This window comes from Erythrobacter litoralis, from assembly GCF_001719165.1.
Taxonomy (GTDB): domain Bacteria; phylum Pseudomonadota; class Alphaproteobacteria; order Sphingomonadales; family Sphingomonadaceae; genus Erythrobacter; species Erythrobacter litoralis.
Window position 1 is genome coordinate 1 of the sequence record NZ_CP017057.1, and the last position, 26,693, is coordinate 26,693.

The 26,693-nt window shown below is 65.4% G+C and carries 28 protein-coding genes; 16 read left to right on the forward strand and 12 right to left on the reverse strand.

Annotation, left to right across the window (positions count from 1 at the left end):
- Window positions 1-304: 304 nt before the first annotated feature.
- From hemE to Ga0102493_RS00025, 5 genes are all read left to right on the forward strand, one after another.
- Window positions 305-1,321, forward strand: a complete 1,017-nt coding sequence (gene hemE / locus Ga0102493_RS00005; RefSeq protein ID WP_034902691.1) for a uroporphyrinogen decarboxylase — start codon at window positions 305-307, stop codon at window positions 1,319-1,321.
- A 6-nt stretch (window positions 1,322-1,327) separates the two neighbouring features.
- On the forward strand, window positions 1,328-1,780 hold the full coding sequence (locus tag Ga0102493_RS00010; RefSeq protein WP_034902694.1) for a CopD family protein: 453 nt from the start codon (window positions 1,328-1,330) through the stop codon (window positions 1,778-1,780).
- A gap of 290 nt (window positions 1,781-2,070) precedes the next feature.
- Window positions 2,071-3,336: a transcription termination factor Rho gene (gene rho, locus Ga0102493_RS00015; protein ID WP_034902697.1), complete on the forward strand. Its 1,266-nt coding sequence runs from the start codon at window positions 2,071-2,073 to the stop codon at window positions 3,334-3,336.
- A gap of 37 nt (window positions 3,337-3,373) precedes the next feature.
- Window positions 3,374-3,766: a BLUF domain-containing protein gene (locus Ga0102493_RS00020; protein ID WP_051697822.1), complete on the forward strand. Its 393-nt coding sequence runs from the start codon at window positions 3,374-3,376 to the stop codon at window positions 3,764-3,766.
- A gap of 210 nt (window positions 3,767-3,976) precedes the next feature.
- Complete coding sequence (locus Ga0102493_RS00025; RefSeq protein ID WP_051697823.1) at window positions 3,977-4,306, forward strand: BLUF domain-containing protein; 330 nt, start codon at window positions 3,977-3,979, stop codon at window positions 4,304-4,306.
- A 9-nt stretch (window positions 4,307-4,315) separates the two neighbouring features.
- Here Ga0102493_RS00025 and Ga0102493_RS00030 read toward each other — a convergent pair whose 3' ends face one another.
- A complete protein-coding gene (locus Ga0102493_RS00030; RefSeq protein WP_034902972.1) occupies window positions 4,316-4,672 on the reverse strand; it encodes a nuclear transport factor 2 family protein in 357 nt (118 codons plus the stop codon).
- Window positions 4,673-4,719: 47 nt separating this feature from the next.
- A complete protein-coding gene (locus Ga0102493_RS00035) occupies window positions 4,720-5,418 on the reverse strand; it encodes a dienelactone hydrolase family protein (protein WP_034902703.1) in 699 nt (232 codons plus the stop codon).
- A gap of 144 nt (window positions 5,419-5,562) precedes the next feature.
- On the opposite strand from Ga0102493_RS00035, the gene Ga0102493_RS00040 reads away from it, so the two are divergent.
- From Ga0102493_RS00040 to Ga0102493_RS00080, 9 genes are all read left to right on the forward strand, one after another.
- Window positions 5,563-5,844: a DUF6489 family protein gene (locus Ga0102493_RS00040; RefSeq protein ID WP_174544523.1), complete on the forward strand. Its 282-nt coding sequence runs from the start codon at window positions 5,563-5,565 to the stop codon at window positions 5,842-5,844.
- A gap of 18 nt (window positions 5,845-5,862) precedes the next feature.
- Entirely contained in the window at window positions 5,863-7,146 is a 1,284-nt protein-coding gene (gene mnmE / locus Ga0102493_RS00045; protein WP_034902706.1) for a tRNA uridine-5-carboxymethylaminomethyl(34) synthesis GTPase MnmE, read from the forward strand.
- Window positions 7,147-7,243: 97 nt separating this feature from the next.
- Complete coding sequence (gene mnmG, locus Ga0102493_RS00050; RefSeq protein WP_034902709.1) at window positions 7,244-9,109, forward strand: tRNA uridine-5-carboxymethylaminomethyl(34) synthesis enzyme MnmG; 1,866 nt, start codon at window positions 7,244-7,246, stop codon at window positions 9,107-9,109.
- Entirely contained in the window at window positions 9,106-9,738 is a 633-nt protein-coding gene (gene rsmG, locus Ga0102493_RS00055; protein WP_418251646.1) for a 16S rRNA (guanine(527)-N(7))-methyltransferase RsmG, read from the forward strand. The genes mnmG and rsmG overlap by 4 nt, the downstream gene beginning before the upstream one ends.
- Window positions 9,739-9,787: 49 nt before the next feature.
- Complete coding sequence (locus tag Ga0102493_RS00060) at window positions 9,788-10,564, forward strand: ParA family protein (protein WP_034902712.1); 777 nt, start codon at window positions 9,788-9,790, stop codon at window positions 10,562-10,564.
- A gap of 89 nt (window positions 10,565-10,653) precedes the next feature.
- Window positions 10,654-11,541, forward strand: a complete 888-nt coding sequence (locus tag Ga0102493_RS00065; protein ID WP_051697852.1) for a ParB/RepB/Spo0J family partition protein — start codon at window positions 10,654-10,656, stop codon at window positions 11,539-11,541.
- Between the two features lie 239 nt (window positions 11,542-11,780).
- Entirely contained in the window at window positions 11,781-12,314 is a 534-nt protein-coding gene (locus Ga0102493_RS00070) for a DUF4402 domain-containing protein (protein ID WP_034902714.1), read from the forward strand.
- Between the two features lie 220 nt (window positions 12,315-12,534).
- Window positions 12,535-13,371 (forward strand): fimbrial biogenesis chaperone, encoded by an 837-nt coding sequence (locus Ga0102493_RS00075; protein WP_051697826.1) that lies wholly within the window; start codon window positions 12,535-12,537, stop codon window positions 13,369-13,371.
- A gap of 50 nt (window positions 13,372-13,421) precedes the next feature.
- Entirely contained in the window at window positions 13,422-16,202 is a 2,781-nt protein-coding gene (locus Ga0102493_RS00080; RefSeq protein ID WP_051697828.1) for a collagen binding domain-containing protein, read from the forward strand.
- A 7-nt stretch (window positions 16,203-16,209) separates the two neighbouring features.
- On the opposite strand, the gene Ga0102493_RS00085 is transcribed toward Ga0102493_RS00080, so the two are convergent.
- Together Ga0102493_RS00085 and Ga0102493_RS00090 are read right to left on the reverse strand one after the other, a co-directional pair.
- Window positions 16,210-17,121 carry a glycine zipper 2TM domain-containing protein gene (locus Ga0102493_RS00085; RefSeq protein WP_034902718.1) on the reverse strand — a complete coding sequence of 304 codons (912 nt, stop codon included), beginning with the start codon at window positions 17,119-17,121 and terminating at the stop codon, window positions 16,210-16,212.
- Window positions 17,122-17,287: 166 nt separating this feature from the next.
- Window positions 17,288-17,785, reverse strand: a complete 498-nt coding sequence (locus Ga0102493_RS00090; RefSeq protein WP_034902721.1) for a GAF domain-containing protein — start codon at window positions 17,783-17,785, stop codon at window positions 17,288-17,290.
- A gap of 64 nt (window positions 17,786-17,849) precedes the next feature.
- Here Ga0102493_RS00090 and Ga0102493_RS00095 point away from each other — a divergent pair, with 64 nt between their 5' ends.
- Window positions 17,850-19,328, forward strand: coding sequence for a PQQ-dependent sugar dehydrogenase (locus Ga0102493_RS00095; RefSeq protein WP_034902724.1), 1,479 nt, complete (start codon window positions 17,850-17,852; stop codon window positions 19,326-19,328).
- A gap of 3 nt (window positions 19,329-19,331) precedes the next feature.
- Here Ga0102493_RS00095 and Ga0102493_RS00100 read toward each other — a convergent pair whose 3' ends face one another.
- Together Ga0102493_RS00100 and Ga0102493_RS00105 are read right to left on the reverse strand one after the other, a co-directional pair.
- Window positions 19,332-20,156, reverse strand: a complete 825-nt coding sequence (locus Ga0102493_RS00100; RefSeq protein ID WP_034902726.1) for a DUF815 domain-containing protein — start codon at window positions 20,154-20,156, stop codon at window positions 19,332-19,334.
- 4 nt (window positions 20,157-20,160) lie between these two features.
- Window positions 20,161-21,903: an acyl-CoA dehydrogenase gene (locus Ga0102493_RS00105; RefSeq protein WP_034902729.1), complete on the reverse strand. Its 1,743-nt coding sequence runs from the start codon at window positions 21,901-21,903 to the stop codon at window positions 20,161-20,163.
- An 89-nt stretch (window positions 21,904-21,992) separates the two neighbouring features.
- Here Ga0102493_RS00105 and Ga0102493_RS00110 point away from each other — a divergent pair, with 89 nt between their 5' ends.
- Window positions 21,993-22,958 (forward strand): L-threonylcarbamoyladenylate synthase, encoded by a 966-nt coding sequence (locus Ga0102493_RS00110; RefSeq protein ID WP_034902986.1) that lies wholly within the window; start codon window positions 21,993-21,995, stop codon window positions 22,956-22,958.
- On the opposite strand, the gene Ga0102493_RS00115 is transcribed toward Ga0102493_RS00110, so the two are convergent.
- The 6 genes from Ga0102493_RS00115 to Ga0102493_RS00140 form a co-directional block, all read right to left on the reverse strand.
- Window positions 22,955-23,272, reverse strand: a complete 318-nt coding sequence (locus tag Ga0102493_RS00115) for a hypothetical protein (RefSeq protein WP_335660477.1) — start codon at window positions 23,270-23,272, stop codon at window positions 22,955-22,957. The two genes, Ga0102493_RS00110 and Ga0102493_RS00115, sit on opposite strands and share 4 nt — an antisense overlap.
- 77 nt (window positions 23,273-23,349) lie before the next feature.
- Complete coding sequence (locus Ga0102493_RS00120; protein ID WP_034902736.1) at window positions 23,350-24,159, reverse strand: head GIN domain-containing protein; 810 nt, start codon at window positions 24,157-24,159, stop codon at window positions 23,350-23,352.
- A 154-nt stretch (window positions 24,160-24,313) separates the two neighbouring features.
- Window positions 24,314-24,847: a CarD family transcriptional regulator gene (locus tag Ga0102493_RS00125; RefSeq protein WP_034902739.1), complete on the reverse strand. Its 534-nt coding sequence runs from the start codon at window positions 24,845-24,847 to the stop codon at window positions 24,314-24,316.
- 250 nt (window positions 24,848-25,097) lie between these two features.
- Window positions 25,098-25,922 (reverse strand): YihY/virulence factor BrkB family protein, encoded by an 825-nt coding sequence (locus Ga0102493_RS00130; RefSeq protein ID WP_051697832.1) that lies wholly within the window; start codon window positions 25,920-25,922, stop codon window positions 25,098-25,100.
- 73 nt (window positions 25,923-25,995) lie between these two features.
- Window positions 25,996-26,334 carry a ferredoxin FdxA gene (gene fdxA / locus Ga0102493_RS00135; RefSeq protein ID WP_034902741.1) on the reverse strand — a complete coding sequence of 113 codons (339 nt, stop codon included), beginning with the start codon at window positions 26,332-26,334 and terminating at the stop codon, window positions 25,996-25,998.
- Window positions 26,331-26,666, reverse strand: coding sequence for a S4 domain-containing protein (locus Ga0102493_RS00140; RefSeq protein WP_236922253.1), 336 nt, complete (start codon window positions 26,664-26,666; stop codon window positions 26,331-26,333). The genes fdxA and Ga0102493_RS00140 overlap by 4 nt, the downstream gene beginning before the upstream one ends.
- Window positions 26,667-26,693 lie beyond the last annotated feature (27 nt).

Here is a 26,693-nt window from a genome sequence, read left to right on the forward strand (position 1 = left end):
CCTGTGGAAAGCAGGGGGCATAAACCACGGGAGCAATCGCGGGACAAGCCGGGGACGGATTTTCCTGCCCGCTACCAGCCCTGTCGCAAGATTGCTTGTCGACATGGGAGAAGCGTTTGCCACAGGCTGGGAAGAGCGGGGATAAACTCGGCTTGACCGCGGGCCCGACCGGATTCGCAGGTCCACAACAAGGCTGGCTTCGCTAGGGATAATCGGGCAAGGCCCGGTAATTCCCGCTTTCCACAGGGCCAACTCAAACCATCATTCCTTTTAAAAAGTAATTATATTTGTTTAAGGGAGTCCCATGCCCGGTCCGTTGCTCGACACTCTCAAAGGTTTCTGCCAACCCGTCCCGCCGGTCTGGCTCATGCGTCAGGCGGGGCGTTATCTGCCCGAATATCGCGAATTGCGCGCCGAAAAGGGCGGTTTCCTGGAACTCGTCTATGACAGCGAGGCTGCGGCCGAGGTCACGGTCCAGCCGATCAGGCGGTTCGGGTTCGACGGGGCGATCCTGTTCTCCGACATCCTGATTGTGCCGCATGCGATGGGACAGGGGCTCGAATTCATGGCGGGCGAGGGGCCGAAACTCTCGCCGACCCTGATCGAGGTGGAGCTCGACAGCTTCACGCCTGACCACGACCGGTTCGAACCGGTCTACGAGACCGTCCGCCGCACCCGCGGCATGATCGACGACAGCGTGACCATGCTGGGGTTCGCAGGTTCGCCCTGGACAGTCGCGACCTACATGATCGCCGGCGAAGGTTCCAAGGACCAGGGACCGGCGCGGCTGCTCGCCTACAGGGATCCGGCGCGGCTGCAGGCAATCATCGACAGGATCGTCGCCACCAGCGTCCAATATCTGCGCGGGCAGATCGATGCGGGCGCGGAAGCGGTGCAATTGTTCGACAGCTGGGCGGGCAGCCTTGCCCCCGATGAATTCGAGCGCTGGGTGATCGCCCCCAATGCCGCGATCACGGCGGAACTCAAGGCGTCGCATCCCGACACCCCGGTGATCGGCTTTCCCAAGGGCGCTGGCGCGAAACTTCCGGCCTATGCGCGCGAAACCGGCGTCGATGCGATCGGCATGGATGAAACGCTCGACCCGGCCTGGGTCCATGCGAGCCTGCCCGCCGGAATGCCGGTGCAGGGCAATCTCGACCCGCTGCTGGTCGAAGCGGGCGGTCCCGCCCTGCCGAAACGGGTCCGCGCGATCGTGGATGCCTTCGGCGATCGGCCCCATGTCTTCAATCTCGGCCACGGGATCGGCCAGCACACGCCGATTTCCCATGTCGAGGAACTGCTGGCCGCGCTGAGAGGTTGAGGGGCGATGAGGGAAGCGATCCTGACGATCTATCCGTGGCTCGTATCGGGCCACGTCATCTTCATGACCTTCTGGCTCGCCGGGCTGTTCATGCTGCCGCGCCAGTGCATCTACATGCTCGATGCCGCTCCCGGATCGGCCGAGGAAGCGCAATGGGCGCGCCGCATGGGTCTGCTGCGCAAGATCATCCTCACGCCCAGCCTGATCGTCGTCTGGGTGCTCGGGCTCACGCAGGCCTGGGCGATGGGTTATTTCACGGAAGGCTGGATCCACATCAAGATCACGCTGGTCCTGCTTCTGACGGGCTATCACGGCTGGCTGGTGGCGAAGACCAAGAAGATGGCCCGAGGCGAACGCCCCCTGACCGAAAGCCGCCTGCGCATGATCGGCGAGATTCCCGGCGTTCTGCTCGTGCTGATCGTCGTCACGGTCTATGTCGTGCGCAGCGTTCTGGCCTGACGCGCGAGCGGTTCGACGCTGGCGCGCCATGACCGGGCGCATTTTGGCGGACCCTGGCGAAAAGCCCGATTGATTTTACCTCTGGCGAGACCTATTCCGCGTTTCATTCAATCCGGTGGCCGGTTTTCCCGGCCCGAGTCTGCTTTCTCCAAGCCCAGCCTTGACCCGGTTTCCCGTCGCATGACCTGCCCGGGCCCCGGTTCCCCAAGGCGCCTCGTCCCCACGAGGTACTGACCTGCCGGCCTACCCAATCGCCCCGTTTTCCGGGGCCATTTTTCGGAAAATGTCCCATGCATCTCAAGGACTTGAAAAAGAAAGCCCCGGCCGAACTGGTCGCCATGGCGGAAGAGCTGGGGGTCGAGGGCGCCTCGACCATGCGGCGGCAGGACCTGCTGTTCTCGATTCTGCGCGAACTCGCCGAGGACGAGGAATATGGCGAAAAGATCATGGGCATCGGCACGATCGAGGTGTTGCAGGACGGCTTCGGCTTCCTGCGTTCGCCCGAGGCGAACTATCTTGCCGGGCCCGATGACATCTATGTCTCGCCCAACCAGATCCGCAAATGGGGCCTGCGCACCGGCGACACGGTCGAGGGCGAGATCCGCGCTCCCCGGGACGGGGAGCGCTATTTCGCGCTGACGACGCTCTACAAGGTCAATTTCGACGATCCCGACGCGGTGCGGCTGCGGACCAATTTCGACAATCTGACGCCGCTCTATCCGGACAAGAAGCTCAATCTCGACCAGACCGACCCGACGGTAAAGGACAAGTCGGCGCGCGTGATCGACATCATCGCGCCGCAGGGCAAGGGCCAGCGCGCGCTGATCGTTGCGCCGCCGCGCACGGGTAAGACGGTTCTCCTTCAGAACATCGCCAAGGCGATCACCGACAACCATCCGGAGGTTTTCCTGCTGGTCCTGCTGGTCGATGAACGGCCCGAGGAAGTGACCGACATGCAGCGCTCGGTGAAGGGCGAGGTGATCTCCTCGACTTTCGACGAGCCGGCCAACCGTCACGTTCAAGTCGCTGAAATGGTTATCGAAAAGGCGAAACGCCTGGTTGAGCACAAGCAGGATGTTGTAATTCTGCTCGATTCGATCACGCGTCTTGGACGGGCCTACAACACCGTCGTGCCGTCATCGGGCAAGGTGCTGACCGGCGGTGTCGACGCGAACGCGCTCCAGCGGCCTAAGAGGTTCTTCGGCGCGGCGCGCAATATCGAGGAAGGCGGCAGCCTCTCGATCATCGCCACCGCGCTGATCGACACCGGCAGCCGGATGGACGAAGTCATCTTCGAAGAGTTCAAGGGCACCGGCAACTCGGAAATCGTGCTCGACCGCAAGGTTTCTGACAAGCGCATCTTCCCCGCGCTCGATGTCGGCAAGTCGGGCACGCGCAAGGAGGAATTGCTGGTCGAGAAGGACCGCCTCTCCAAGATGTGGGTCCTGCGCCGCATCCTGATGCAGATGGGCACCGTAGATGCCATGGAGTTCCTGCTCGACAAGATGAAGGATTCCAAGACCAACGAGGATTTCTTCGACACGATGAACCAGTAACGGTTCGCGTGGGGGATGCCGAGGGCCGGACGGGACGATGCTCAGCCAGTATCTTTACATCAGCACGGCGCCGAACCTGTCGCGCGACGATGTCGATTCTATCCTCAAGGCGAGCGCACGCAACAATCCCGAGCGCGGGATCACCGGTCTGCTGATCTATAACGGGCGCAATTTCCTGCAGCTGCTCGAGGGCGAGGAATCCGCCCTGGTCGCGCTGATGGTGCGGATCGGCAACGATTCGCGTCATACGGGCATCTCGATCCTCGACCGCAAGGCGATCGAGCAGAGATCCTGTCCCGGCTGGGCGATGAAGCGGGTGCTGATAGCCGAAACCGTCGCCGGCAGGCGCGAACAGTTAGAGCGCAACCTGCCCCCAGGTCTGGACGAGCAGACCCGCCGGATCATCCTCAATTTCGCGACCCTCAACTGAGAGAACGGAGAGGCGGGGCCGGGCTTACAGGAAACCCCCTATCCCGGCTTGAACTCCGATTGGTCCGGGCCTGCCGTATGCTTGGCCGAGAGGCATCGGGAGGCGAGGCGTGCGGCAACTCATCTACCAGAGCATCGCCCATCCCGAAATCGGCCCCGACGACGTCTTCCGGCTTGTCTGCACCTCGCGCATGGCGAATGGGCAGAGCGGTTGACCGGTTTCCTCATCTTTTCCTCGGGACGTTTCCTGCAATTGCTCGAAGGCGACGAGATCGCGCTAGACCGGACCCTGTCCAAGATCCGCACGGATGGGCGCCATCGCGACATGGAGGTGCTGTGCGATCAGCCGATCGCCGCGCAATGGACGATGCGCCGGATTGGTGCCTCGGATTCCAGTGCGGCGCGCGATTTTCTTGCCGCGGCGCTGAACGGGCCGCCAGCGGTTTCGATCGAGACGGCGCTCGACCGGTTCTTCGCCGGGGCCGGGGGAGCCTCGAGGAAGGGGTCGGCAGGCGCCCTGTCGCGGGCGGTCAACTGGTAGGCGACGGGTTCAGGAGCGCGCTTCGAGTTCGCTCGCCATCATTTCCCAGACTTTGTTGATGGCCTTCAGTGGCCTCACCATCACCTTGAAATCAGTGATCTTTCCGTCATCGCCAAAGCGGATGATGTCGACCCCGTTGACGGTGATCCCGTCCATTTCGGCCACGAATTCGAGCATCATCTCGTTGCCGTCCACAAGTTCGCGGACATAGCGGAAGCTGCCGTTGCCGAATACGCCTGAGGCGGCGGTGAGATAGGCCATAACCGTCGCCTTGCCCGCCTGAGGGGTGTGGACGACGGGCGAATGGAAAACCGCGTCGTCCGCCAGCATGTCGGAAAGCACAGCCGGATCGCTTCCGCCTTCCATGTAGGCGTGCCAGCGGGCGAGGTTTTCGCGCCCCGCGGCGGACGGGTTCACGCAAGGTGCTCCGTGAAGAAGGCCGAGGTCCGCCCGTCGGCGATATTGGCGGCCTCCTCGTCGCGGCGCTTGCCGATTTCGGTCGCGAAGCCGTGATCGAGACCTTCGTAGTCGTGCAGCGTCACCTTCGGATGGTCGTCGAGCCCTTCGTGCATCGCTTTCTGCGTGGCCTTGTCGACGAAGCCGTCCTCTGTCGGGACGTGGAGCAGCAGCGGATTGGCGATGGCGTGCTTTTCTCCGAGCAGGCCATCGATCCCGACGCCGTAATAACCGACGCTCGCATCGATATCCGTTCGCGCCGCGGTCATGTAGGCGAGCCTGCCGCCGAGGCAATATCCGACGCAGCCGACCTTGGCGACGCCCTCCTCGCGGCGGACGAAATGGATCGTCGCCTCGATGTCCTTGATCCCCTGATCCTGGTCGAACTTGCCCATCAGATCGAGCGCCCGGTTGAATTCCGCTTCGACGTCCGGATCGAGCTCCACCCCCGGTTCGAGCCGCCAGAACAGGTCCGGCGCGATGGCGAGATAGCCTTCGGCGGCAAGCTTGTCGCATTTCTGGCGGATCCCGGTGTTCACTCCGAAGATCTCCTGGATGGCGATGATCGCCGCACGGGGCTTTTGCGTCGGGCGGGCGACATAGGCATCGAATTTGGCATCGCCTTCGAGGGTCGAAATGCTCACGGTCTCGGTCATCGCTGGCTCTCTCCTTGGGTTGGGGTACACCCCTTCAAGCAGGGCCGCTCCCATCGGTTCCACGTGAAACGCGCCATATCCATTGCGCTTGGGGCTTGGCAAACCCAAATGGGATAGGAAGCGACATGGCGGGAGGACGCCCCAGTGAAGATCAACATCGAAATCGACTGCACGCCCGAGGAAGCGCGGACCTTCATGGGCCTTCCCGACGTAAGCCAGGCGAACAGCATCTATGTCGACAATATCGCCAAGGCGATGAAGGGCGTGAGCAATCCCGACCAGTTGCAGGAATATGCCGAACGGCTCGCCCCGATGGGGCAGATGGGACTGAAACTGTTCCAGAGCTTCGTCGAAAGCGGGATGGGGCAGGGCGGCCCGCGGCGCGGGTCGTCGGGTTCGGGAGACAAGGACAAGACTTCCGACTGAAGCTCGGCGATTGCCCGGATGAACGCCAAATCCACGATCTTCGCCGTGTCGAGCGGCGCCCCTCCGGCCGCCATAGGTGTGATCCGGGTGAGCGGCCCCGAGGCGGCAGGGACGGTCGAGGCACTGTGCGGAAAGCTTCCCGAGCCGCGCCGGGCGATCCTTGCGCGGCTCAGCGATGCGAGCGGAGCGCTCCTCGACGAAGCGCTGGTGCTGTGGTTTCCGGGCCCCGGGACAGCGACGGGCGAGGATCTCGCCGAATTCCACTGCCATGGCGGTCGTGCGGTGCTCGCCGCGGTCGAGCGGGCGCTCGGCGCTTTGCCCGGCCTGCGCCCGGCCGAAGCGGGCGAGTTTACCCGGCGCGCCTTTGCCAATGGCCGGATCGACCTTGCCGAAGCGGAGGGGCTCGCCGATCTCCTCGCCGCCGAAACGGAATTGCAGCGCTCCGCCGCGATCTCGAATGCCAGCGGCGCTCTCTCGCGCAGGGTCGAGGACTGGCGCGACCGGTTGCTCGAACTTTCGGCTCAGATCGAGGCAGCGCTCGATTTCTCGGACGAGGAGGATGCGGTCGATGTGCTCGAAAGTTTCACGTGGAACATCTCTGCCCTGACCGATGAAATCCGCGATTGGCTGAACCGGCCCCGGTCCGAACGGCTGGGCGAGGGCTTCCGGATCGTGCTCGCGGGGCCTCCGAACTCCGGAAAATCTACGCTTTTCAATATATTGGTGGAAAGCGAGGCGGCGATCACTTCGCCGATCGCCGGGACCACCCGCGACGTGATCGAACGTTCGGTGGCGATCGCGGGCGTACCGTTCACCTTTGTAGATACTGCCGGCCTGCGCGAGATCGGGGCGGACGAGATCGAAGGCATCGGGATCGAGCGAGCGCGCGGGCAGCTGGGCCGGGCCGATCTTGTCCTGTGGCTGGGGGAGGAAGCGCAGGGACCCGATGGGGCGTGGGAGATAGCGCCGCGGGCCGATGCCCCCGACTTTGTCCCCAAGGCGACAGCTCGCCATCGGCTCTCGGCTGAGACGGGGGAGGGGCTGGCCGAGCTCAAGCAGGATCTTGTCGCCCATGCCCGCGCACGCCTCCCCAAGCCGGGCGAAGCGGCGCTCAACGCGCGCCAGCATGCGCGCCTGACGGAAGCGGCCGATGCCCTGTCCGCCGCAGGGAGCATGTCGGACCTTCTTCTCGTCGGAGAGGAATTGCGGCTGGCCAGGCTCGCCTTCGACCGGCTGATCGGAAGGGCGACGACCGAGGACATGCTCGACGCGCTTTTCGGGCGGTTCTGTATTGGTAAGTGAGCCTGCGGTGTTCCACGTGGAACACTTGCCGGGCTGGGCCGAAGGCATCGTGCACGGACCCTTTGACGCTCGGGCGCGCACACCTTATCTGGCGCGCATGCACGAATTCGATGTTCTCGTGATCGGCGGCGGGCACGCCGGGGTCGAAGCCGCCTGCGCGGCGGCGCGCATGGGTGCGCGTACTGGCCTCATCAGCTTCGATCTCGACGCGATCGGGGCGATGAGCTGCAATCCCGCTATCGGTGGGCTCGGCAAGGGGCATCTGGTCTGCGAGGTCGATGCGCTCGACGGCGTGCTTGGCCGGGCGGCGGACGCGGGGGCGGTGCATTACCGGATGCTCAACCGGTCCAAGGGCAGCGCCGTATGGGGTCCGCGCATCCAGGCCGATCGCAAGCGATTCAAGGCGGCGGTGCAGAAAGTGGTTCGCGCACAGCCGAATCTTACCCTGATCGAAGGCGAAGCGGCTGCGCTGATGCTCGAGGGCGGTGCTGTGCGCGGGCTTGAACTCGCCGACGGCACCCGGCTGTCGGCTCCACGCGTCATCCTGTGCACCGGGACCTTCCTTGGCGGCGTGCTGTTCCGTGGCGAGGAGCGCTTCGAAGGCGGCCGGATCGGCGAGAACGCAGCGAGGCGCCTCGCCGAGCAGCTGCGCGGGGCGGACCTTCCGATAGCGCGGCTGAAGACGGGGACCCCGCCGCGGCTCGACGGGCGGACGATCGACTGGGCGGTGCTGCCCGAACAGCCGTCGGACGCGGATGGCTGGACCATGTCACCGCTCACGCAGAAGCGCCTCAATCCGCAGGTTTTCTGCGCAATCACCCGCACGACACAGGCCTCGCATGACGCGATTCGTGCCAATCTGCACCGCTCTCCGTTGTTTTCGGGCGCTATCGGGGCAGCGGGCCCGCGCTATTGTCCCTCGATAGAGGACAAGATCCACCGTTTCGGCGACCGCGACGGCCACCAGGTCTTTCTGGAGCCGGAAGGGCTCGACACGCATCTGGTCTATCCCAACGGGATCAGCACCTCGCTCCCCGTCGATGTGCAGGAAGACATGCTGCGTGCCATGCCTGGCCTGTCCCACGTGGAAATGGTCGTGCCGGGCTACGCGGTCGAATACGACCACATCGATCCGCGCGCTCTTACGCCCGACCTGCAAGTGCGAGCGATTCCGGGGCTTTACTGCGCCGGGCAGATCAACGGGACCACCGGATACGAAGAGGCGGCCGCGCAGGGACTCGTCGCCGGGCTCGAAGCCGGGGCAGCCGCTGTCGGGCACGAGGCGCCGCGGCTGGACCGGGCGAACAGCTATATCGCGGTGATGATCGACGATCTTACCCTGCAGGGCGTTTCCGAACCCTACCGCATGCTCACGTCGCGCGCCGAATACCGCCTGCGCCTGCGCGCCAACAACGCCTCGACCAGGCTCACCGGGCTCGGCATCGCGGCCGGCTGCGTCGGTGAGGAGCGGCGCGGATGGTACGAGCGGCGCGAGAAGGCGAGGGAGCGCATTGAAGAAGCTTTCGAGGCCCGCTGGCATGCTCGCGAACTGGCCGATGCCGGCCTGCCGGTGCGGCGCGATGGCGGTGAAAAGGCGATGGCGGAATGGCTTCGCCATGACGGGCTCGATCTCGACACGCTGGCGCCCTGGCTGGGCGAGGCACGGGCGATCGACCCGCTCCTTGCCGTAGAAATGGCCGAAGACGCCGCCTATGCGCCCTATCTTGCCCGGCAGGACGCGGAATTGCGCGACCTGAGGGCGAGCGAGGGCCTGATGCTCGCTGCCGATTTTCCCTATCACGCGGTGCCAGGCCTCTCGAACGAGATGGTCGAGCGCCTGTCCGCCGCAGCTCCGTCGACGCTTGCCGCCGCCGGGCGGGTGCCTGGGATCACGCCTGCTGCGCTGTCGGCGTTGCTCGTCCATACTCGCCGCCGCCAGGCGGAAGGGCAGCGTGCCGCGTGATCGAACCCGCGCCCATCGCGACCGAACAGCAGGCGCGCGCCTATGTCGCCGAATGGGGCGATGCGCAGGCCATGGAGCGGCTGGAACGCTTTTGCCGGCTTCTTGTCTCCGAAAACCGGCAGCAGAATCTGATCAGCAAGCCGTCCGAGGCGCAAATCTGGCAGCGCCACGTCGCCGACAGCGCGCAATTGCTCGAACATGTTCCACGTGAAACATTGCCGATTGGCCCGTGGCTCGATCTCGGCACCGGCGCGGGCTTTCCCGGCCTCGTCATCGCGGCGCTGAGGCCCGAATGGGACGTCGTTCTGGTCGAATCCCGCGTCCGACGTGCGGAATTCCTCGAAAATTGTGCCAGTGCCCTCGATCTTGCTCGTTGCCGTGTCGTCTGTGAACGGCTCGAGCGGGTCGAACCCTTCTGCGCATGGGTCATCTCGGCACGCGCCTTTGCTCCGCTCGGCAAACTTATGCGCTTATCCGCACCCTTCTCCACAAAGGCGACCCGCTATGTCTTGCCCAAGGGCCGCTCGGCAGCGCACGAATTGTCAGAGGCCAAGAAGCCGATTCGAGACATGTTCCACGTGGAACATTCATTGACCGATCGCGAAGCGGGCATCATTGTAAGTGCCTGATGCGCCTGGCGCCGCCGCATTGGTTCGAGCGCCGTAGAAGGACACGATCATGCTGACGATAGCCATAGCCAACCAGAAAGGCGGGGTGGGGAAGACCACCACCGCGATCAACATCGCGACTGCGATGGCCGCGACCGGATGGCGCACGCTCCTGATCGACCTCGACCCGCAGGGCAATGCCTCGACCGGGCTCGGCGTCGGTGCGGGGGCGCGCGAAATCTCGAGCTATGACTTGCTCGTCGACGATTACACCATCGCCGAGGCGGTGGTTCCGACAAGCATTCCCGGGCTCGATGTGGTCCCGGCGACACAGGATCTGAGCGGGGCTGAGATCGAGCTCGTATCGGTCGAGGATCGCACGGCAAAACTGCGCCAGAAGCTCGCGCAGCATGGCGGGCATGACATCTGCTTCATCGACTGCCCTCCTTCGCTCGGCCTGTTGACGCTGAACGCGCTGTGCGCCGCCGATACGCTGCTCGTTCCGCTCCAGTGCGAATTTTTCGCGCTGGAAGGGCTCAGCCAGCTGCTCCAGACGGTCGAACGGGTTCAGCAGCGCTTTAACCCGGGGCTCGACATCATCGGTGTCGCTCTCACCATGTTCGATCGGCGCAATCGCCTGACCGACCAGGTGTCCGAGGATGTCCGCGAATGTCTGGGCAAGCTGGTTTTCGAGACGGTGATTCCGCGCAATGTCCGGCTTTCCGAGGCGCCGAGCCATGGTCTGCCCGCCTTGGTCTATGACCATTCCTGCACCGGGAGCCGCGCCTATATCGCGCTTGCCCGCGAATTGATCGGCCGCTTCCCGCCCGAAAGGAAGGCCGCGTGAGCGACCTTCCGACTGATACGACCCGTTTGCCGGTTCCGCAGCGGCCAGCGGATCGCAAGAAGAAGCTCGGCAAGGGGCTGGGCGCGCTGATGGGCGAAATGCGGCGCGAAGAGCCGCTGGTCCAGTCCGAAGCCGAGGGCGCGAGCGCGACAGGTGCGCCGGCGGGGGATTCCCCGCTCAAGATGATCGCGACCGGCGCGATTTCGCCCCTGCCAGGCAATCCGCGCAAGCATTTCGACGAGGCCGCCCTCGACGAACTCGCCGCCTCGATCGCGGCGCGAGGCGTGATCCAGCCCGTTATCGTTCGCCCGATGGGGACACGCGGCTATCAGCTCGTGGCCGGGGAGCGGCGCTGGCGTGCGGCGCAGAAGGCGCGGGTGCACGAGATCCCGGCGCTGGTTCGCGAGCTCGATGATCGCGAGGTGATGGCCCTTGCCCTGATCGAGAACCTTCAGCGCGAGGATCTCAATCCCATCGAAGAAGCACGCGCTTATCAAAGGCTTGCGGATGAAGAGGGGATGAGTCAGGCCGAAATCGCCCGGATGGTCGAAAAGTCCCGCAGCCATGTCGCTAATCTCCAGCGCCTGCTCGGCCTGCCGGAAAAGGTCCTCGATCTCGTCGAGAGCGGGCGGCTTTCGATGGGGCATGCCCGTGCGCTGATCGGGCATGAGGATGCCGCCCGTTTCGCACGCCAGGCGGTGGACGAGAATCTTTCGGTTCGCGAGATCGAGAAAATGGTCCGCGACGCCGCGAAATCGGCCGATGACGATCGGACCGGGACCCAGCGCGGCTCGCGCGAAGGCCGCAAAGGCAATGCCGATATCGAGGCGGTCCAGCGCCATCTCGAGGAATTTCTAGGACTGCCGGTGAGAATCAAGGCCGATCGCGATCCGCGCCGCGGCGCAGTGACGATTCGCTATTCCTCGCTCGACCAACTCGATCTGGTCTGCCAGCGGCTTACCGGCGGGGACATTTAGCAGCCCGTTAGCCACCTGCAGGAATTGCGAAACCGCGCGGATTGAGGCTTTTTCGCGTCAGGAGCGTTAAGTCTTGCCGCGCTGTTAACCATACCCACGAACGAAGCCTGAACTGGGTGCTTCTACGTAGCAGCGTCGAACGGGCGGGTTTGTCCGTTCGGCAGGCATGCGCCGGTCGCTCGCAGGGGCGAATGGCGGTTGTGCTGCAACGGGTAAGACCACGCTTGGAAGGACCAGAAATGACCAAGACCATTCGCTTCGGCGCGGCGGGCATCGCCCTCTTCGCTGCCATGGGCATGAGTAACGCCGCTTTTGCCCAGGACGCCGCGACGGCCACTGCGACCGCGGAAGTTCTCGATTCGCTTACGCTCAACAACACCGCCGGCCTCGATTTCGGCACGATGATCGTCGATGGCTTGGGCAGCGTTTCGCTCGCTGCTGACGGCACGCTCGACTGTTCGGCCGCTGACATCGTCTGCTCGGGCACCGCGGCCGTGGCCGCCTTCGACGTGACCGGCACTGCGAACCAGGCGGTGACGATCAACCTGCCGACCGGCAATATCGATCTCAACCACCCCGACTTCACCGGCGCGAGCGTCGGCGAGCACACCATCGAGCTGAACACCTTCGTTTCCAATGCAGCCGGAAATGAAATCACGCTCGATGGCGCGGGTGAAGGCGATTTCACCGTCGGCGGGACGATCAACTTCGACGGTTCGGAAGTGGCCGGGATCTACACCGGCAGCTTCGACGTCTCGGTCGAATATTCCTGATCCAATGGGCTGGTGACAGCCCGACGAGGCGCCAGGACGCCTCGTGATGAGACCAGAACGAGGGCCGCGTATCCGGAAAGGGTGCGCGGCCCTTTCGTGTCCCGCAAACGCTTTCAGGGTTAGAAAGATGTTAACTGTATTTGCTTACCAAGCCCCGTGAAACCACGCAGAGCAGCAGCCAGGACCAGGCCGAGCTGCACATCTCGGGAGCTGTCGAACCATGTCGTTCAAGCCAATGCGCGCTCTTGCGCGCGGTGCGGCGGTGCTTGTCGCCTTTTCCTCGCTTTCCCTTTCCACCCCGATCGCCGCGCAGGGCGATCTGCTGGTCGCACCGACGCGGGTCATCCTCGACGGGCGTCGTGGGACCGAAGTGATCCTCAGCAATATCGGCAATGAGGAGGCGACATACCGGATTGGCCTCGAACTGCGTCGCATGCTGGAGAACGGGCGGCTCGAACCGGTCGAGGAAGCCGATGCGAATGACAAGGAAAAGGCCGCGCTCGGCATGATCCGCTACGCCCCGCGGCGCATCGTCCTGCCCCCGGGCCAGCCCCAGGCGGTGCGGCTCGCCGCGCGGCCCGGCGCTGACCTGCCCGATGGCGAATACCGGGTCCACATGTCCTTTCGCGCAATTCCGAAACCGCGCGAAGTCACCGAAGAGCAGCGTGCCAGCGACCAAGTCTCGATCCAGCTGATTCCGATCTACGGGGTGACCATCCCGATCATCGTCCGGCACGGCCGGGTCGAAGCGCGGGCCGCCATCGCGCAGCCGCGCGTGGTCGAAGGCGAACGGGGTCCCGAGCTCGCGGTGACGATCCAGCGATCGGGCGAAAGCTCGACCTATGGCGAACTGCGCGTGACCAAGGCCGGGGTCGACGATCCGCTTGTCCTGCTGCGCGGCGTTGCGATCTATCCGGAAATCGGTGAGCGGGATGTCCGCATCGCACTGACCCCGGAACAGGCTGCCGCGATGAAGGGCGATCTGCGCTTCGAATATCGCGACATGCCCGAATCGGGCGGCGGGCTGCTCGCCGCGCTCGATACGCGGATCGACTGAGCGCATCGCCCCGTCCCGCTGCGGACGGGTGCTTCCTCGACTCTGAACCCATGTCTTCCCATCGCCGCCTTTCCCTTTCCGGCGTCGTCGCAGGCCTTGCGGCGGTGCTTGGCCTGTGGGCGGCGCCTGCGCCGGCGCTGGCGCAGGAGGACGACGGGCGCGGTTCGACCTGGCAGGCCAACGAGGACGACTACCTCTTCCTCCAGCCCGTCATCGGCAAATACAAGCTGACTCTCGATGTGCGCGGATACCGTACGGATCGCGGCGTGTGCCTCGACCTTGCCGATGTCATCCAGTCGCTCGACCTGCCGATCCGCATCGACAAGAAGTCGCGCCGCGCAACTGGCTGGATGTTCGCGGAGGACCAGACCTTCACCCTCGATCGCGATTCCGAAACAGTACAAAACATGAACATAACGGGCGGCCGCGCGCCGATCGCCGGGGACATCTACGACACGCCAGAAGGCTGGTGCGTCGATACCAGGGCGCTGTCGCGCTGGTTCGGGATCAGCTTCAACCCGGATCTTTACAATGCGCTGGTTCGGCTGGAGACCGACCGCGACCTGCCGTTCATGCAGGCGATCGAACGCAGAAGTCGCGCCGCGCGACTTGAGCGGCGTTCGAAACCGGTCTTCGATCTCAGCAAGTTCCCCACCGCCGATATGGCATATAGGCCCTGGCGCACGCCATCGCTCGATGTGGTCGCGCAGGGCGAAGTGACGAGCGGCGAGGCCGGGCGCGAGCCGACGGCAGGCCGGGTCGAACTCTACGCAGCGGGGGAAGCTCTCGGCGCGAGCTATTTCGCGCGTTTCGCCACCGACAACCAGTTGAACCCGCAGACGCTGCGCCTGCGCGCCTATCGCAACGATCCAGCCGGCGGGCTGCTCGGTCCGCTAGAGGCGACGCAGGTCGCGGTCGGCGATGTCGAGACGATTGCAGGCCGGCTCACCGGGCAGACGCAGGTCGGGCGCGGGGCCTTCGTCAGCAATCGCCCGATCGGCCAGACCAACCGCTTTTCCGCGACCACTCTGCGCGGCACGCTGCCGGCCGGCTGGGACGCGGAACTTTATCGCAACGGCCAGCTTATCGCTTTCCAGGATGATCGCGGCGACGGGCGGTATGAATTCGTCGAGATCGAGCTGTTCTACGGGCGCAACGACCTCGAAATCGTGCTCTACGGCCCACAGGGCCAGATCCGGCGCGAGAAAACCTCGGTGCCGGTCGGGTTCAACCAGATCGAGCCGGGGCAGACCTATTACTGGGCGGGCGTGCTGCAGACGCAGCGTGATCTCCTCCAGCTCAACCGGGACAATGTCTTCCTGCCCCAGAAATGGCGCTGGGGGGTTGGGGTCGAACGTGGCCTTGACCAGAGGACCAGCGTCGCGCTTGGCATGCAGAGCCTGTTCTTCGATGGCGCTCGCCGCACCTATGCGGAGGGCGCGTTGGTGCGCACTCTCGGCGCGATGCAGCTCGAGCTTGCGACGGCGCATGAATTCGGTGCCGGCGCAGTGGCCGAAGCGAACGCGCTGGGCAGGATCGGCTCGGTCAATTTCGGTGTGAACGGGCTCGTCTCCTTCGGAAGTTTCAGGAGCGAATTCGCCGCCAGCGATCTCGACTGGCGCAGCGGGTTCACCTTCGACACTTCGCTGGCGCTGGGCAAGATATCGCTGCCGATCCAGGGCGACCTGCAACATTCGCAGCTGATCGACGGGGCGCGGCTCAACGAGGCGTCGCTCACGACATCGGTAACGGCGGGGCGAGTGGCGATTTCGGCCCAGCTAAGCCACCAGGAACGGACAGCCAGCCTGATCGCGCCCGCCCGGACCGATACGCGCCTGCGCCTGCTCGCCAATACCCGCATGGGACGATGGCGTGTGCGCGGCAACGCCGTCTGGGCGCTGCAGGGTCCCCGACCCGGGCTTGAACGGGCCAATGTGCGGGTCGATGCCAATCTCGATGAGCGTTCGGACGTGCAGGGGCAGGTCGAATATATCGGGCAGGCGGACGAATTCCGCTTCACCGCGGCCTATACGCGGCGCTTCGACAAGCTGCTGCTGCGCGGCGATGCCTTCGTCACGACGCGCGGCGGGGTGGGTGCGGGCGTCCAGGTCGCCTTCAGCCTCGGCTCGGACCCGGTGCGCGGCGGAGTGCGCGTCTCGCAGGCAAAGCTCGCCCGCAACGGGCAGGCCGATGTGACCGTTTTCCGCGATGATGACGGAAACGGACGCCGCGACCCGGGCGAGGCCGTGCTCAAGGACGTGCTTGTCGAAGCGGGCCAGCGCAGCACCGATGCCTGGACGAGCGAGAACGGGCGCACCATCATCGATGAATTGCGCCCCTTCCGCCCAGTACTTGTCGGGGTCGACGAAAGCACGCTCGGCGATCCCTTCCTCGCCCCGGCGGTAAAGGGTATCGTCATCACCCCGCGCCCGGGCGTGATGGCAAAGATCGAGATCCCGATTTCGCCCAGCGGCGAAGTCGAAGGGCTGCTGCTGGGCGTGAACGGGCTGGAGACGCCGGGAGTCGCGCTCGAACTGGTCGATCGCAACGGCGATGTCGTGGCAGAGACGATCAGCGAATTCGACGGGTTCTTCCTGTTCCAGCGCGTGCCCTATGGGCAATACCGGATTCAGGTGGCCGAGGAAGCCGCCCGCAAGCTCGAAGTCGCGCGAGGCCTGCCGGGCCTGAAGGGCGCTCCGGGCTTCACGGTCAGGCAGGGCGAGGACATCATTAGGCTCGGCCCGGTGAGATTGCGCAGTGTGAACAGGGACGATCCTTCCGAGATCCCGCAGATCGCGGCGCGCGATCCCAAATCGAGCCCGCCTGAATGATGCCCAGTCAGTCGCCCTTGATCATCTTGGGCGAAGGCGGCGGAACCTGTGCCGGGCGGGGCGCAGGATCGGGAATGGTGCGGGCCGCTGGCACCAGCTCTTCGCGCACTCTTTCACGCACGATCACGCGCTGCTGTTGTTCGTAGGGCACGGGCACCATCACTATCTGCGGCGGCGGCGCGTAATTGTAGGACGGGGCATAGGCATAGCCGGGACCATAGGCCGGGTAGCCATATCCATAGGCAGGCTGGGCCGGCTGGTAGGGGGCCGCCGGATAGGCTGGGATGCTGCGCGAGGCGATCCGCGCCGAGCCTGTGACCGGATAGCCGTATTGGGAGATGTAGCTGTCGAGCGCGGCCTCGCAATCGTAGCGGTCGTTCTTCTTGCCGCCGCCGATCAGATTGCCGAGCAGCAGGCCCGCCAGCCCGCCCGTGCCAGCGCCGATCAGCGTCCCGGCAAGCCGTTCGCCATCGGCGACGCGATTGCCGATGATGCCGCCGGTGATCGCGCCGAGCAGCGCGCCGATGATGCCGCCCTTCTCGCGTTCGTCCCGGCCGGCGGTGCGGCGGCGGCATTCCTCGATCCACTGCTCGCGCTCGAACACGACCGGGGCTGGGGCGTAGGGAGCGCCAGCGGGCGGGGCAAAGCCCTGGCGATCGTAAACCGTCTGATCGGCCGGAGCTGCGCTTTCGATCCGGCGGGTGCGGGTGATCGTTTCGATCCCGTCGGGGCCCTCGGTCACGTCCTCGCTAAGGACGGGGCCGGTGCGGTATTCGGGGGGAAGCTGCTGCACCTCTCGCGCGCTCATCGGTTCGGCACTGATCGGCGCATCCTGCGCCTGGGTCGTTACCGCACTGGCCAGCAGCGGCAGGCTCGCAATGACCAGCGTGGAGCGAAGAAGGCGGCGATTGGCGGGCATGACGGTTTCCCCCGGAGCTGTCGCCGATCCTGATGGGGCACGCGACTCGCGCCCGAGATGATCGGCCTGATGGTTAGCGCGAAGTTACCACCGGCAACGCCACGCTCCCAAGCGCACCGCTGCGCGCTGTCTCGTTTCGGGGCGATTGACGCGGCTCCGCCGTCGGTTAGATCCGGTCAGCGAGAAGCGCTGCGAGCGCTTCGATCCCGCGTGCATCTTCGCGGCTGAAACGCGCGGGCGAGGGGCTGTCGAGGTCGATCACGGCGACGACCCTGCCCTCGCGCTTGACCGGCACGACCAGTTCCGACCGGCTCGCCGCGTCGCAGGCGATGTGGCCGGGAAAGGCGTGGACGTCCTCGACCAGCTGGGTTTCGCCCGATCCGGCGGCGGCTCCGCACACGCCTGTGCCGAAGGGAATCCGGATGCAGGCCGGGCGCCCGACGAACGGGCCGAGCACCAATTCGTGTCCACCGCTTTTCGCAGGAGCGACGCGGTAGAAACCCGCCCAGTTGAGGTCGGGCAGGAATTCCCACAGCAGCGCAGCGACATTGGCCATGTTGGCTATGCCGTCCGGTTCGCCTTCGGTCAGCGCATCGGCGGCTTCGCACAGCTGCCAGTGGAGTTCGGCCGGGGCGAGGGTTTCATCGGGTCGGAAATCGTACATGGCAAGGCTCCATAGAGTGAACGCCAGTTGCGGCAAGCCGAAGCGCGCTCTAATTGCTTGGCACATGGCTATTCTTCGCAAGATCGCAATCGCGCTGCTGGTGATCGTCGTCGTCGTCGGCATCGCGCTCTGGTTCCTCACCCGCGGCGACACCGCCGACCTGTCGGTCGAGGAAGTCGCCGGGACCGATCCCGTGCTGCAGGAACCGGAGGCTGAAAGCTTCCCGACGATCGCGATCGCCGATCCCGTCGGCTGGAAGGAGGGCGAGAAGCCCACCGCCGCCGAAGGTCTTGTGGTGAACCGTTTTGCCGAAGGGCTCGACCATCCGCGCGTGCTCTATGCCCTTCCGAACGGCGATGTGCTCGTCACGCTTACCCGCGCGCCTGCCAGGCAGGGCGGCGGCGACGGCGGGATCATGGCGACGATCGAGGGGTGGATCGCCTCCTTCCTGTTCGAAAAGGCCGGGTCCGCCGGAACGTCGCCCAACCAGATCGTGCTGCTGCGCGATGCCGATGGCGACGGGGTGGCCGAGATCCGCAAGGTTATTCGCGAGGCCGATCTCGATTCGCCCTCGGGCCTGAGCTGGAAGGACGGTACGCTCTATGTCGCCAATCACGACGCTGTGCTCGCCTTCGATTACGAGCTCGGTTCGGACGCTGTGACCGGCAGCCCGCGCAAGCTGATGGACCTGCCCGCCGCCGGCAATCACTGGATGCGCAACATGGAGCTTTCGCCCGAAGGCGAAGAGCTGTTCATCGCGGTCGGTTCGGCCAGCAATATCGGCGAGAAGGGCATGGACGCCGAAATCGGCCGGGCGATGATCTGGAAATACGACCTCGGCGAAAACCGCCAGGCGCAATTCGCGGCAGGCCTGCGCAACGCCAACGGGCTCGATTTCAGTCCGTGGACGGGCGAACTCTGGACCACGGTGAACGAACGCGACATGCTCGGTTCGGACCTCGTGCCCGATTACCTCACCAATGTGCCGGTCGGGGCGCAGTATGGCTGGCCTTGGCTCTACTACAAGAACACGATCGACCGCCGGGTCGAGGCGCCGATGCCGCAATACCTGATGGAATACACCCGCTATCCCGAATACGCGCTGGGGCCGCATGTCGCGGCGCTCGGCCTCGTCTTCACGCGCGGCGGACACCGGATGGGCGATTCCTTTGCGCGCGGCGCCTTCATCGCGCGGCACGGATCGTGGAATCGCAAGCCGCCTTCGGGCTATGACGTGGTCTTCGTCGAGTTTGACGATCGCGGCAATCCGGTGGGCAAGCCAAGGCAGGTGCTCGGCGGCTTTTTGCAGGGCGACGGGACGACCAATGGCCGCCCGACCTGGGTCGAATGGGCCGAGGACGGTTCGCTTCTCGTCTCGGACGACACGGCGGGGATCATCTGGCGTGCGGTCAAGCCCGATGCCGAGCCTGCCGAGCCGATCGAGGAGGTCGAGAGCGAGCCGCTGCGTCCGCAGGGCGAATTGCGCGATCCGCGTGCGATCCGCGAAGAGCAATATCTCCGCGAACAGGCGCAAAGCGAGTAGGCGCTAGAGCCGCTTGCCCGCGCGCCCTGCCAGTTCGGTCGCGAATTGCAGCGCGGTGCGCCCCGAACGGTTGCCGCGCTGGATGGCAAAGCCCATCGCTTCCTCCTCGTCGAAGGCAAGGCCCGCAGGCTCGGTGTAGCCGCGCAGGATAGTGAGATATGTGTCGCGGTCGCACGGATGAAAGGCCAAGGTCAGCCCGAACCGGTCCGCCAGCGCCAGTGCATCGTCGCGCTCGTCGCGTTGGTGAAGCGCGCCGGCTTCGGCTTCCTCGCGCCGGACGATGGCGCGGCGGTTGGAGGTCACGGCGATCCTGACATGGCGCGGGCGCGGCAGGATTCCCCCGTCGAGCAGGCTTCTGAGCGCAAGCATGTCGGCGCGGCCGTCTGACCCAAATCCGAGATCGTCGATGAAGAGCAGAAAGGCCCGCTCCTGCCGGGCGAGCTGTTCGATCAGATCGGGGAAACCGGCGAGCGAGCCGGGTGCGAGCTGAACCAGGGCGATCCGGCCCGGCTGCTCCGCGTCGAGCGCGGCGATACAGGCGCGCACCAGCGCCGACTTGCCCATGCCGCGCGCACCCCACAGCAGCATGTCATGCGCCGCGGCACCCTTGGCCAGGCGGGTCAGATTTTCGAGCGCGGCGCGCTTCTGCTCGTCCACGCCGCGCAAGGTTTCGAGCGGCAGCGCATCGGGTCCGGGCACGGGCCGGGCCGCTTGCCCGTCCCAGCGATAGGCCGGATCGCCTTGCCAGTCGGCCGGGCGCGGTGCGGGCGGCGCGATCCGTTCGAGCGCCGCGGCGATCCGCTCGAGCAGCGCGCGGCTTTCGTCCATCGGGTCAGCCCGCGAGCTTTTCGCTCGGCAGCGAATACAGAAGATCCGCCCCGCCGATCGCGCTTGCCTTGAGCCCGCTCGCTTCGGGAACGATCCGGTCGAGGAAGAAGCGCACCGTGACGGGCTTGCTCGTGGCAAGCGCCGGAGCCGCGCCGTTCGCGACAGCTTCGGCCTGCTTCGTCAGCTGCCAGCCCGCGACCGCGACTGCTGCCATGGTGCAGAACGGGACGCTGCCCGCCAGCCTGTCGTCGAGGCTTGCCTCATCGCGCATCCAGCGCGCGACATGGGCGCAATCCGTGGCGAGCGCGGCGAGGGCGGGTTTGTCCGCCGCATCGCGCGCGATTTCCTCGAACAGCGCGATCATCGGATCGCCCCCTTCGAGGCCGAGCTTGCGGGTGACGAGGTCGGCCGCCTGGATGCCGTTCGTGCCTTCGTAGATCGGGGCGATCTTGGAATCGCGCCAGTGCTGCGCTGCGCCGGTTTCCTCGACGAAGCCCATTCCGCCATGGACCTGGATCCCGATCCCGGACACTTCGACCCCGACATCGGTCCCCCACGCCTTGACCAGCGGCACGAGGATGTCGGCTCGCACCTTGGCCGCGCTGTCTCCGAGATTGCCGCGGTCGACCTGTCCGGCGCAGTAATAGAGCAGCGCGCGCACGCCTTCGATGAGCGATTTCATGCGCAGGATCATGCGCCGCACGTCGGGATGTTCGATGATCGCGACCGGGTTCTTGTCGGGCGAACCCGCGCGGGCCGACTGCACCCGGTCCATCGCGTAATGGATCGCCTGCTGGGTCGCGCGCTCGCCGATCTGGACGCCCTGGTTGCCGACATTGATGCGGGCGTTGTTCATCATGGTGAACATTGCAGCCAAGCCCCGGTTCTCTTGCCCGACCAGTTCGCCGATGCATTCGCCGTTGTCGCCATAGCTCATCACGCAGGTCGGCGAGGCGTTGATGCCCAGCTTGTGTTCGAGGCTGACGCAGCGAAGGTCGTTCCGGGGGCCGAGCGATCCGTCGTCGTTGACGTGATATTTCGGCACGAGGAACATCGAAACGCCGCGCGATCCCTCGGGCGCGCCGGGCAGGCGGGCGAGGACGAGGTGGATGATGTTCTGGGCGAGCTCGTGTTCCCCCCAGGTGATGTAGATTTTCTGACCCGTGATCCGGTACTTGCCCGCGTGCGGCCCGTCCCTAATCGGCTCGGCGGTACTCCGCAGCGCGCCCACGTCCGACCCGGCGGCGGGTTCGGTCAGGTTCATCGTCCCTGACCATTTGCCGCTGACGAGGTCGGGAAGGTATTTCGCCTGCTGTTCCTTCGACCCGTGATGCTCGAGCGCGTCGATCGCGCCCACCGACAGCATCGGCAGCAGGTTGAACGCCATGTTCGCCGCGCCGAGATTCTCGAGCACGTTGCAGGCCAGCGTGAAGGGGAGGCCCTGCCCACCGAATTCGGCCGGCGAGGCGATGGCGTTCCAGCCCTGCTCGACATAGGCGTCGTACGCCTCCTTGAACCCTTCGGGCAGGCGGACCACGCCGTTTTCGAGCTTCGCGCCCTCAAGATCGCCGACGCGGTTCAATGGCGCGAATTCCCCGGCGGCGAACTGGCCGACGCCTTCGACGATTGCTTCGACGAGGTCGGGTTCGGCATGGGCGAAGCGATCGGTCTTCTGCAGCTCCTCGATCCCGGCATTGACGCGAATGGCAAGCAGCTGGTCCTGGGTCGGCGGGGTATAGGGTGTCACGGCGAATTCTCGTCCTTCGGTTCGGGAGCGGGGAAGATCCGGGGCGCCGGCCCTTGGCAGGCGCGCCGTTCGAATATAGCGCCCATGCCATGAGCGACAAGGACGTTACGGAAGTGGTGCCGGCCGAAGCCGAGGGAATCGCGCGGGCGGCGAGCATCCTCGAATCGGGCGGACTTGTCGCGGTTCCGACCGAGACGGTCTATGGCCTTGCCGCGCGGGCCGACGACGCGGCGGCGGTGGCGAGGATCTATACCGCGAAGGGACGGCCCGGCTTCAATCCGCTGATCGTTCATTGCCGCGATGCCGAACAGGCGGCGCGATATGGCGATTTTTCGGATCCCGTGCTCCGCGACATCGCGCAGGCCTTGTGGCCTGGACCGCTGACGATCGTGGCGGAGCGACGCGCTGACGCCGGACTGGCCGAGGCCGTGACGGCAGGACTTCCCACCGTCGCCCTGCGCGTTCCGGCCCATCCGGTCATGCGGGAGCTGCTGGCGGCGGTCGATTTCCCGCTCGCCGCCCCATCGGCCAACCGGTCCGGCTTCATCAGCCCGACCTGCGCCCGGCACGTTCTCGCCTCGCTCGACGGCCGGATCGACATGGTGCTCGATGCCGGGCCGACCGAGGCGGGGGTGGAATCGACCATCCTGCGGGTCGGTCCCGGCGACGAGTGGCACGAGCTGCGCCCCGGCCCGGTAGATGTGGCCGCGCTCTATCGGCATTACCACGACAGCGACATGCCCGCCTGGCGGGCGCCCGAAGGGATTACCGCCCCCGGCCAGCTCGCCAGCCATTACGCGCCGGGCAAGCCCGTCCGGCTGGACGCGGTCGAAGCGCAGCCGGACGAATTCGTGATCGGGTTCGGCGCGGTTGCCGGCGACTGCACGCTGTCGGCGAGCGGTGATGTCACCGAGGCCGCGATGCGGCTCTATGCCTGCCTTCACGAAGCCGCCCTTTCGGACAGGCCGCGCATCGCGGTTGCGCCTGTTCCTGCATGGGGGGTGGGGCGCGCGGTCAACGACCGGCTTCGTCGCGCTGCCACTCCGGCCGACTAGTCGCCGTCCGGTGGAGGAGCGGGGAGGGAGGCCCTGATCTCCTCCATCTCCGCCCAGGTCTGGCGCGCCTTTTCGCAGGCGCGCTCGTCGCCTTTCTCGCAATCGGCGATCTCGTCGTCATAATCGCGCTCGAGCTTGCCGAGCCGTTCCTCGCGCTTGCGCAATTCGCGGCCGCGCTTTTCGTCGCGCTCGGACTGGCTGGTGGTCGCGACATCGACGACTTCCCCGGCGGCTCGCACCGGGAATGTCACCACGTCGACAGCGGCGCGGGCGAGGCAGCCCGAGAGCAGGGGAAGGGCCAGGAGGGCCGCCAAGGACAGGGAAGCGCGCATGACGACACCATGCGCGTTCCGATGATTCGTGCAAGCTCCGTTCGATTGCGGAACGGCGTTCAGCCTTCGCCCGGTTCCTCGGCGGCGGGGGCTTTGAGCGCGGCTTCGGCTGCGCCGGCTTCGGGTTCGCCGGCCGGGGCGGGCGAGCAGGTCAGCTTGCCCGACCCCACCGCGGTCACTTCGCATTTCGCGCTGCCAGTCACGCGTACATCGCCCGATCCGGCAATGCTCGCCTCGACCGTGCCGTCCGAAGCGAAGGCGACATCGCCCGCGCCGCCGATTGCAATTTCCGCCCTGTCCGCCTTGAGCCCGGACAGGTCGACATCGCCGGACCCGCCGATGTTCACCTCAAGCCGGCTTGCCGTCCCGGCGCCCTTGACCGATCCGCTTCCGCCGATGCTCACTTCGAGACTGTCGGCAGCGATCGTCTCGACCTCGATATTGCCGGATCCGCCGATCGTCAGTTCGGCATCCCTGGCCATGCGCTGCGCAAGGATCGTGCCGCTGCCCGCGATCACGATGCCTTCGGGCGGGGGCATCGTCACGTTGACCGTGACCGAGCTGCCCGAGCCCCAGCTGTTCTCCTCGCGGGTGATGCCGAGCGTATCGTCATCGAGGCTGAAGCGCAGCTTTCCGGTTTCTTCCGGATCGCCATCGACCGTGATCGCCAGTGCATCGCCTTCGCGCAGGATCACCCTGTCGCCGCTCGCCAGGACGAGTTCGCTCGGCGTCGCCCCGCTCATGTCGAGTTCTGAAAGGGGCACGCCTTCCATGCCGTTCACCTTGAAATCCATGTTGCACCCGCCGAGCGCGGTCCCGAGCGCGAGCGCCGCGACGGGCGCCATGCGCCTGATTAAACGTTCGATCATTTGCTTTCTCTCCACGATCCGTCTGTGTATTGGTGACATAATACACCACTATGGCACGCGCAAGCCCGCAGCGCGCGCACTCGGGCATTGTCGCCAACGAAAAGGGCCGCCCCTTTCGGAGCGGCCCTTTCGTGTCTCAGGCACGCGGAAAGGTTCAGCTTTCCTCGGCGTTGTCGTAATATTGCGGTGCGTGTTCGCGCAGCACGCCGAGGATCTTCTCGAGCGCGGTCGGTTCGTCGGTCTCCTCCATCGCGGCGAGTTCACGCGCGAGGCGGCTGGAGGCAGCCTCGAAGATCTGCCGTTCGGAATAGCTCTGTTCCGGCTGGTCTTCCGGGCGGAACAGGTCGCGCGTGACCTCGGCGATCGACACGAGGTCGCCCGAATTGATCTTCGCTTCGTATTCCTGGGCGCGGCGCGACCACATGGTGCGCTTGACCTTGGGCTTGCCCTTGAGCGTTTCCATCGCTTCCTTCAGGGTCTTGTCCGAGGACAGCTTGCGCATGCCGATCGATTCGACCTTGTTCACCGGAACGCGCAGGGTCATGCGCTCCTTTTCGAACCTGAGCACGTAGAGTTCGAGCTGCATGCCAGCGATTTCCTCGCTCTGCAGTTCGATCACACGGCCGACGCCGTGCTTGGGGTAAACGACATAGTCTCCGACCGTGAAGGCAGGCGCATTGCTAGCCATGCGAGTTCCTTTCTTTCAACCACCCGGCAGACATCGCGAAACGGACAAATGGTTCCAACGGTGCTATGCCCATCGCGAGAGGCAGGCACCGGGCCGCATTCAACCGAGACTGTGCTGCTGGTAAGTGGCCGTTTCCTGTTTTTCTTGGCGCCGCCGCCGGGACCGACCGACGGGGTTGGACCATTCTATAACATGTTCGCAACAAAATTGCGAGTCCCGATGCTTGGCGATTCGCTTTCGCCTGTCGGTTTCAGCTTTCCGGTTCGGCCCTTGCCCCGCTCGCCGAAACCGCGCTTGCCTCGGCGATGAATGCGCCCACGAGCAGCAGCAGCGCGCTGATGAAAAGCCAGGTCAGGAACACCACCACCGCGCCGAGCGAGCCATAGGTCGCGTTGTAGTTCCCGAAATTGGAAACATAGAAACCGAAGCCGGCGCTAGCCGCCATCCAGCCCAGAGCGAACAGCACCGCGCCGCGCAAGGCCGCGCCGTAGGAAACCCGGCCCTGCGTGTTGGGGACGATGCGATAGGCCAGCACCGCTCCGCCGATCCCGACAAGGCCAACAAGCGCGTATGTCGCAAAGCGACCCCCGGTATCGGCCAGGAAAACCGATACCACCGTCGTCGCAGCAGCCACGATCCCGAAAGCGAGCATCGCCCCTGCGGTAATCGCCAGCGCGAGCAGGTTCGCCCGGATCAGCCCACGCTTCTCATCGGCTCCGAAAGCGACATCGAAGGCGGTGATGACCGCCCCCGCCGCGAGCCGCGAGCCGAACAGCGCAAGGGCGAGCGCGACAAGGAACCCGAAACCCGAAGTCCCGCTGCGCCGGTCGGCAATGCTTTCAAGCTGGTTGGTGACGAGATCGGCCGAGGAAGCCGGCAGTTTCTCCGCGAGCGAGGCGGCGTGGCCCGCCACCGTATCGGGATCGACGATCAACCCGTAGGCCAGCACGATCGCGGCCAGTAGCGGGACGAAGGAGAGGAAGGCGTAATAGGCGATCCCCGCTGCGAGCAGGGGCGCGTTTTCCGCATTGGCGCGGCTCCAGCCGGCCTTGAGCGAGGCGATGATCGGACGCATGCCCAATCAACCGGGGGCCGGCCCCGGTGTTCCGCAGCGCCCGTCGGCGACGCCGGACCGCCGCGAGATCCGATCAGTCGCCCTCGCCGGGATCCGCGCTGAAATACTTCTCGAACTTGCCGGTCTCGCCCTTGTGGTCGTCGGCGTCCTCGGGCGGTTCCTTCTGGCTCGTGATGTTCGGCCACTCGGCGGAATATTTGGTGTTGAGCTCGAGCCACTTTTCCAGCCCGTCCTCGGTGTCTGGCAGGATCGCTTCGGCAGGGCATTCGGGCTCGCAAACGCCGCAATCGATGCATTCGCTGGGATTGATGACCAGCATGTTTTCGCCTTCATAGAAGCAATCGACCGGACACACTTCGACGCAGTCGGTGTACTTGCATTTGATGCAATCTTCGGTGACGACGTAAGTCATTGGCGGGCCTTCAATCCATCAGGTTCTGCTTGACCGCGTGCTATGGCGATTTCGCCGCGAGGGTCAAGCTCGCGATAATGAGACTTGGCAAGAGCGGGCGACGCGCGCCTTTCAGGCAGGGAGAGCACCTCCACCACCCGCACATCGCCCCCTACCGGCAGGGTAAGGACATCGCCGATAGCGACATTCTCGCTAGCGCGCCGCACATGTTTCCTGTTCCGGCGCAAAGCGCGACTTTCGATCAGGGCGCGGGCCGCCGAACGTGTGCGGGCGAAGCGCAGATAGACGAGCAGACGGTCAAGCCGCATGGTCCCGCCTTCGCATTCGCCCATCTGCGGCGCCCCTATTTCGCGAACCGG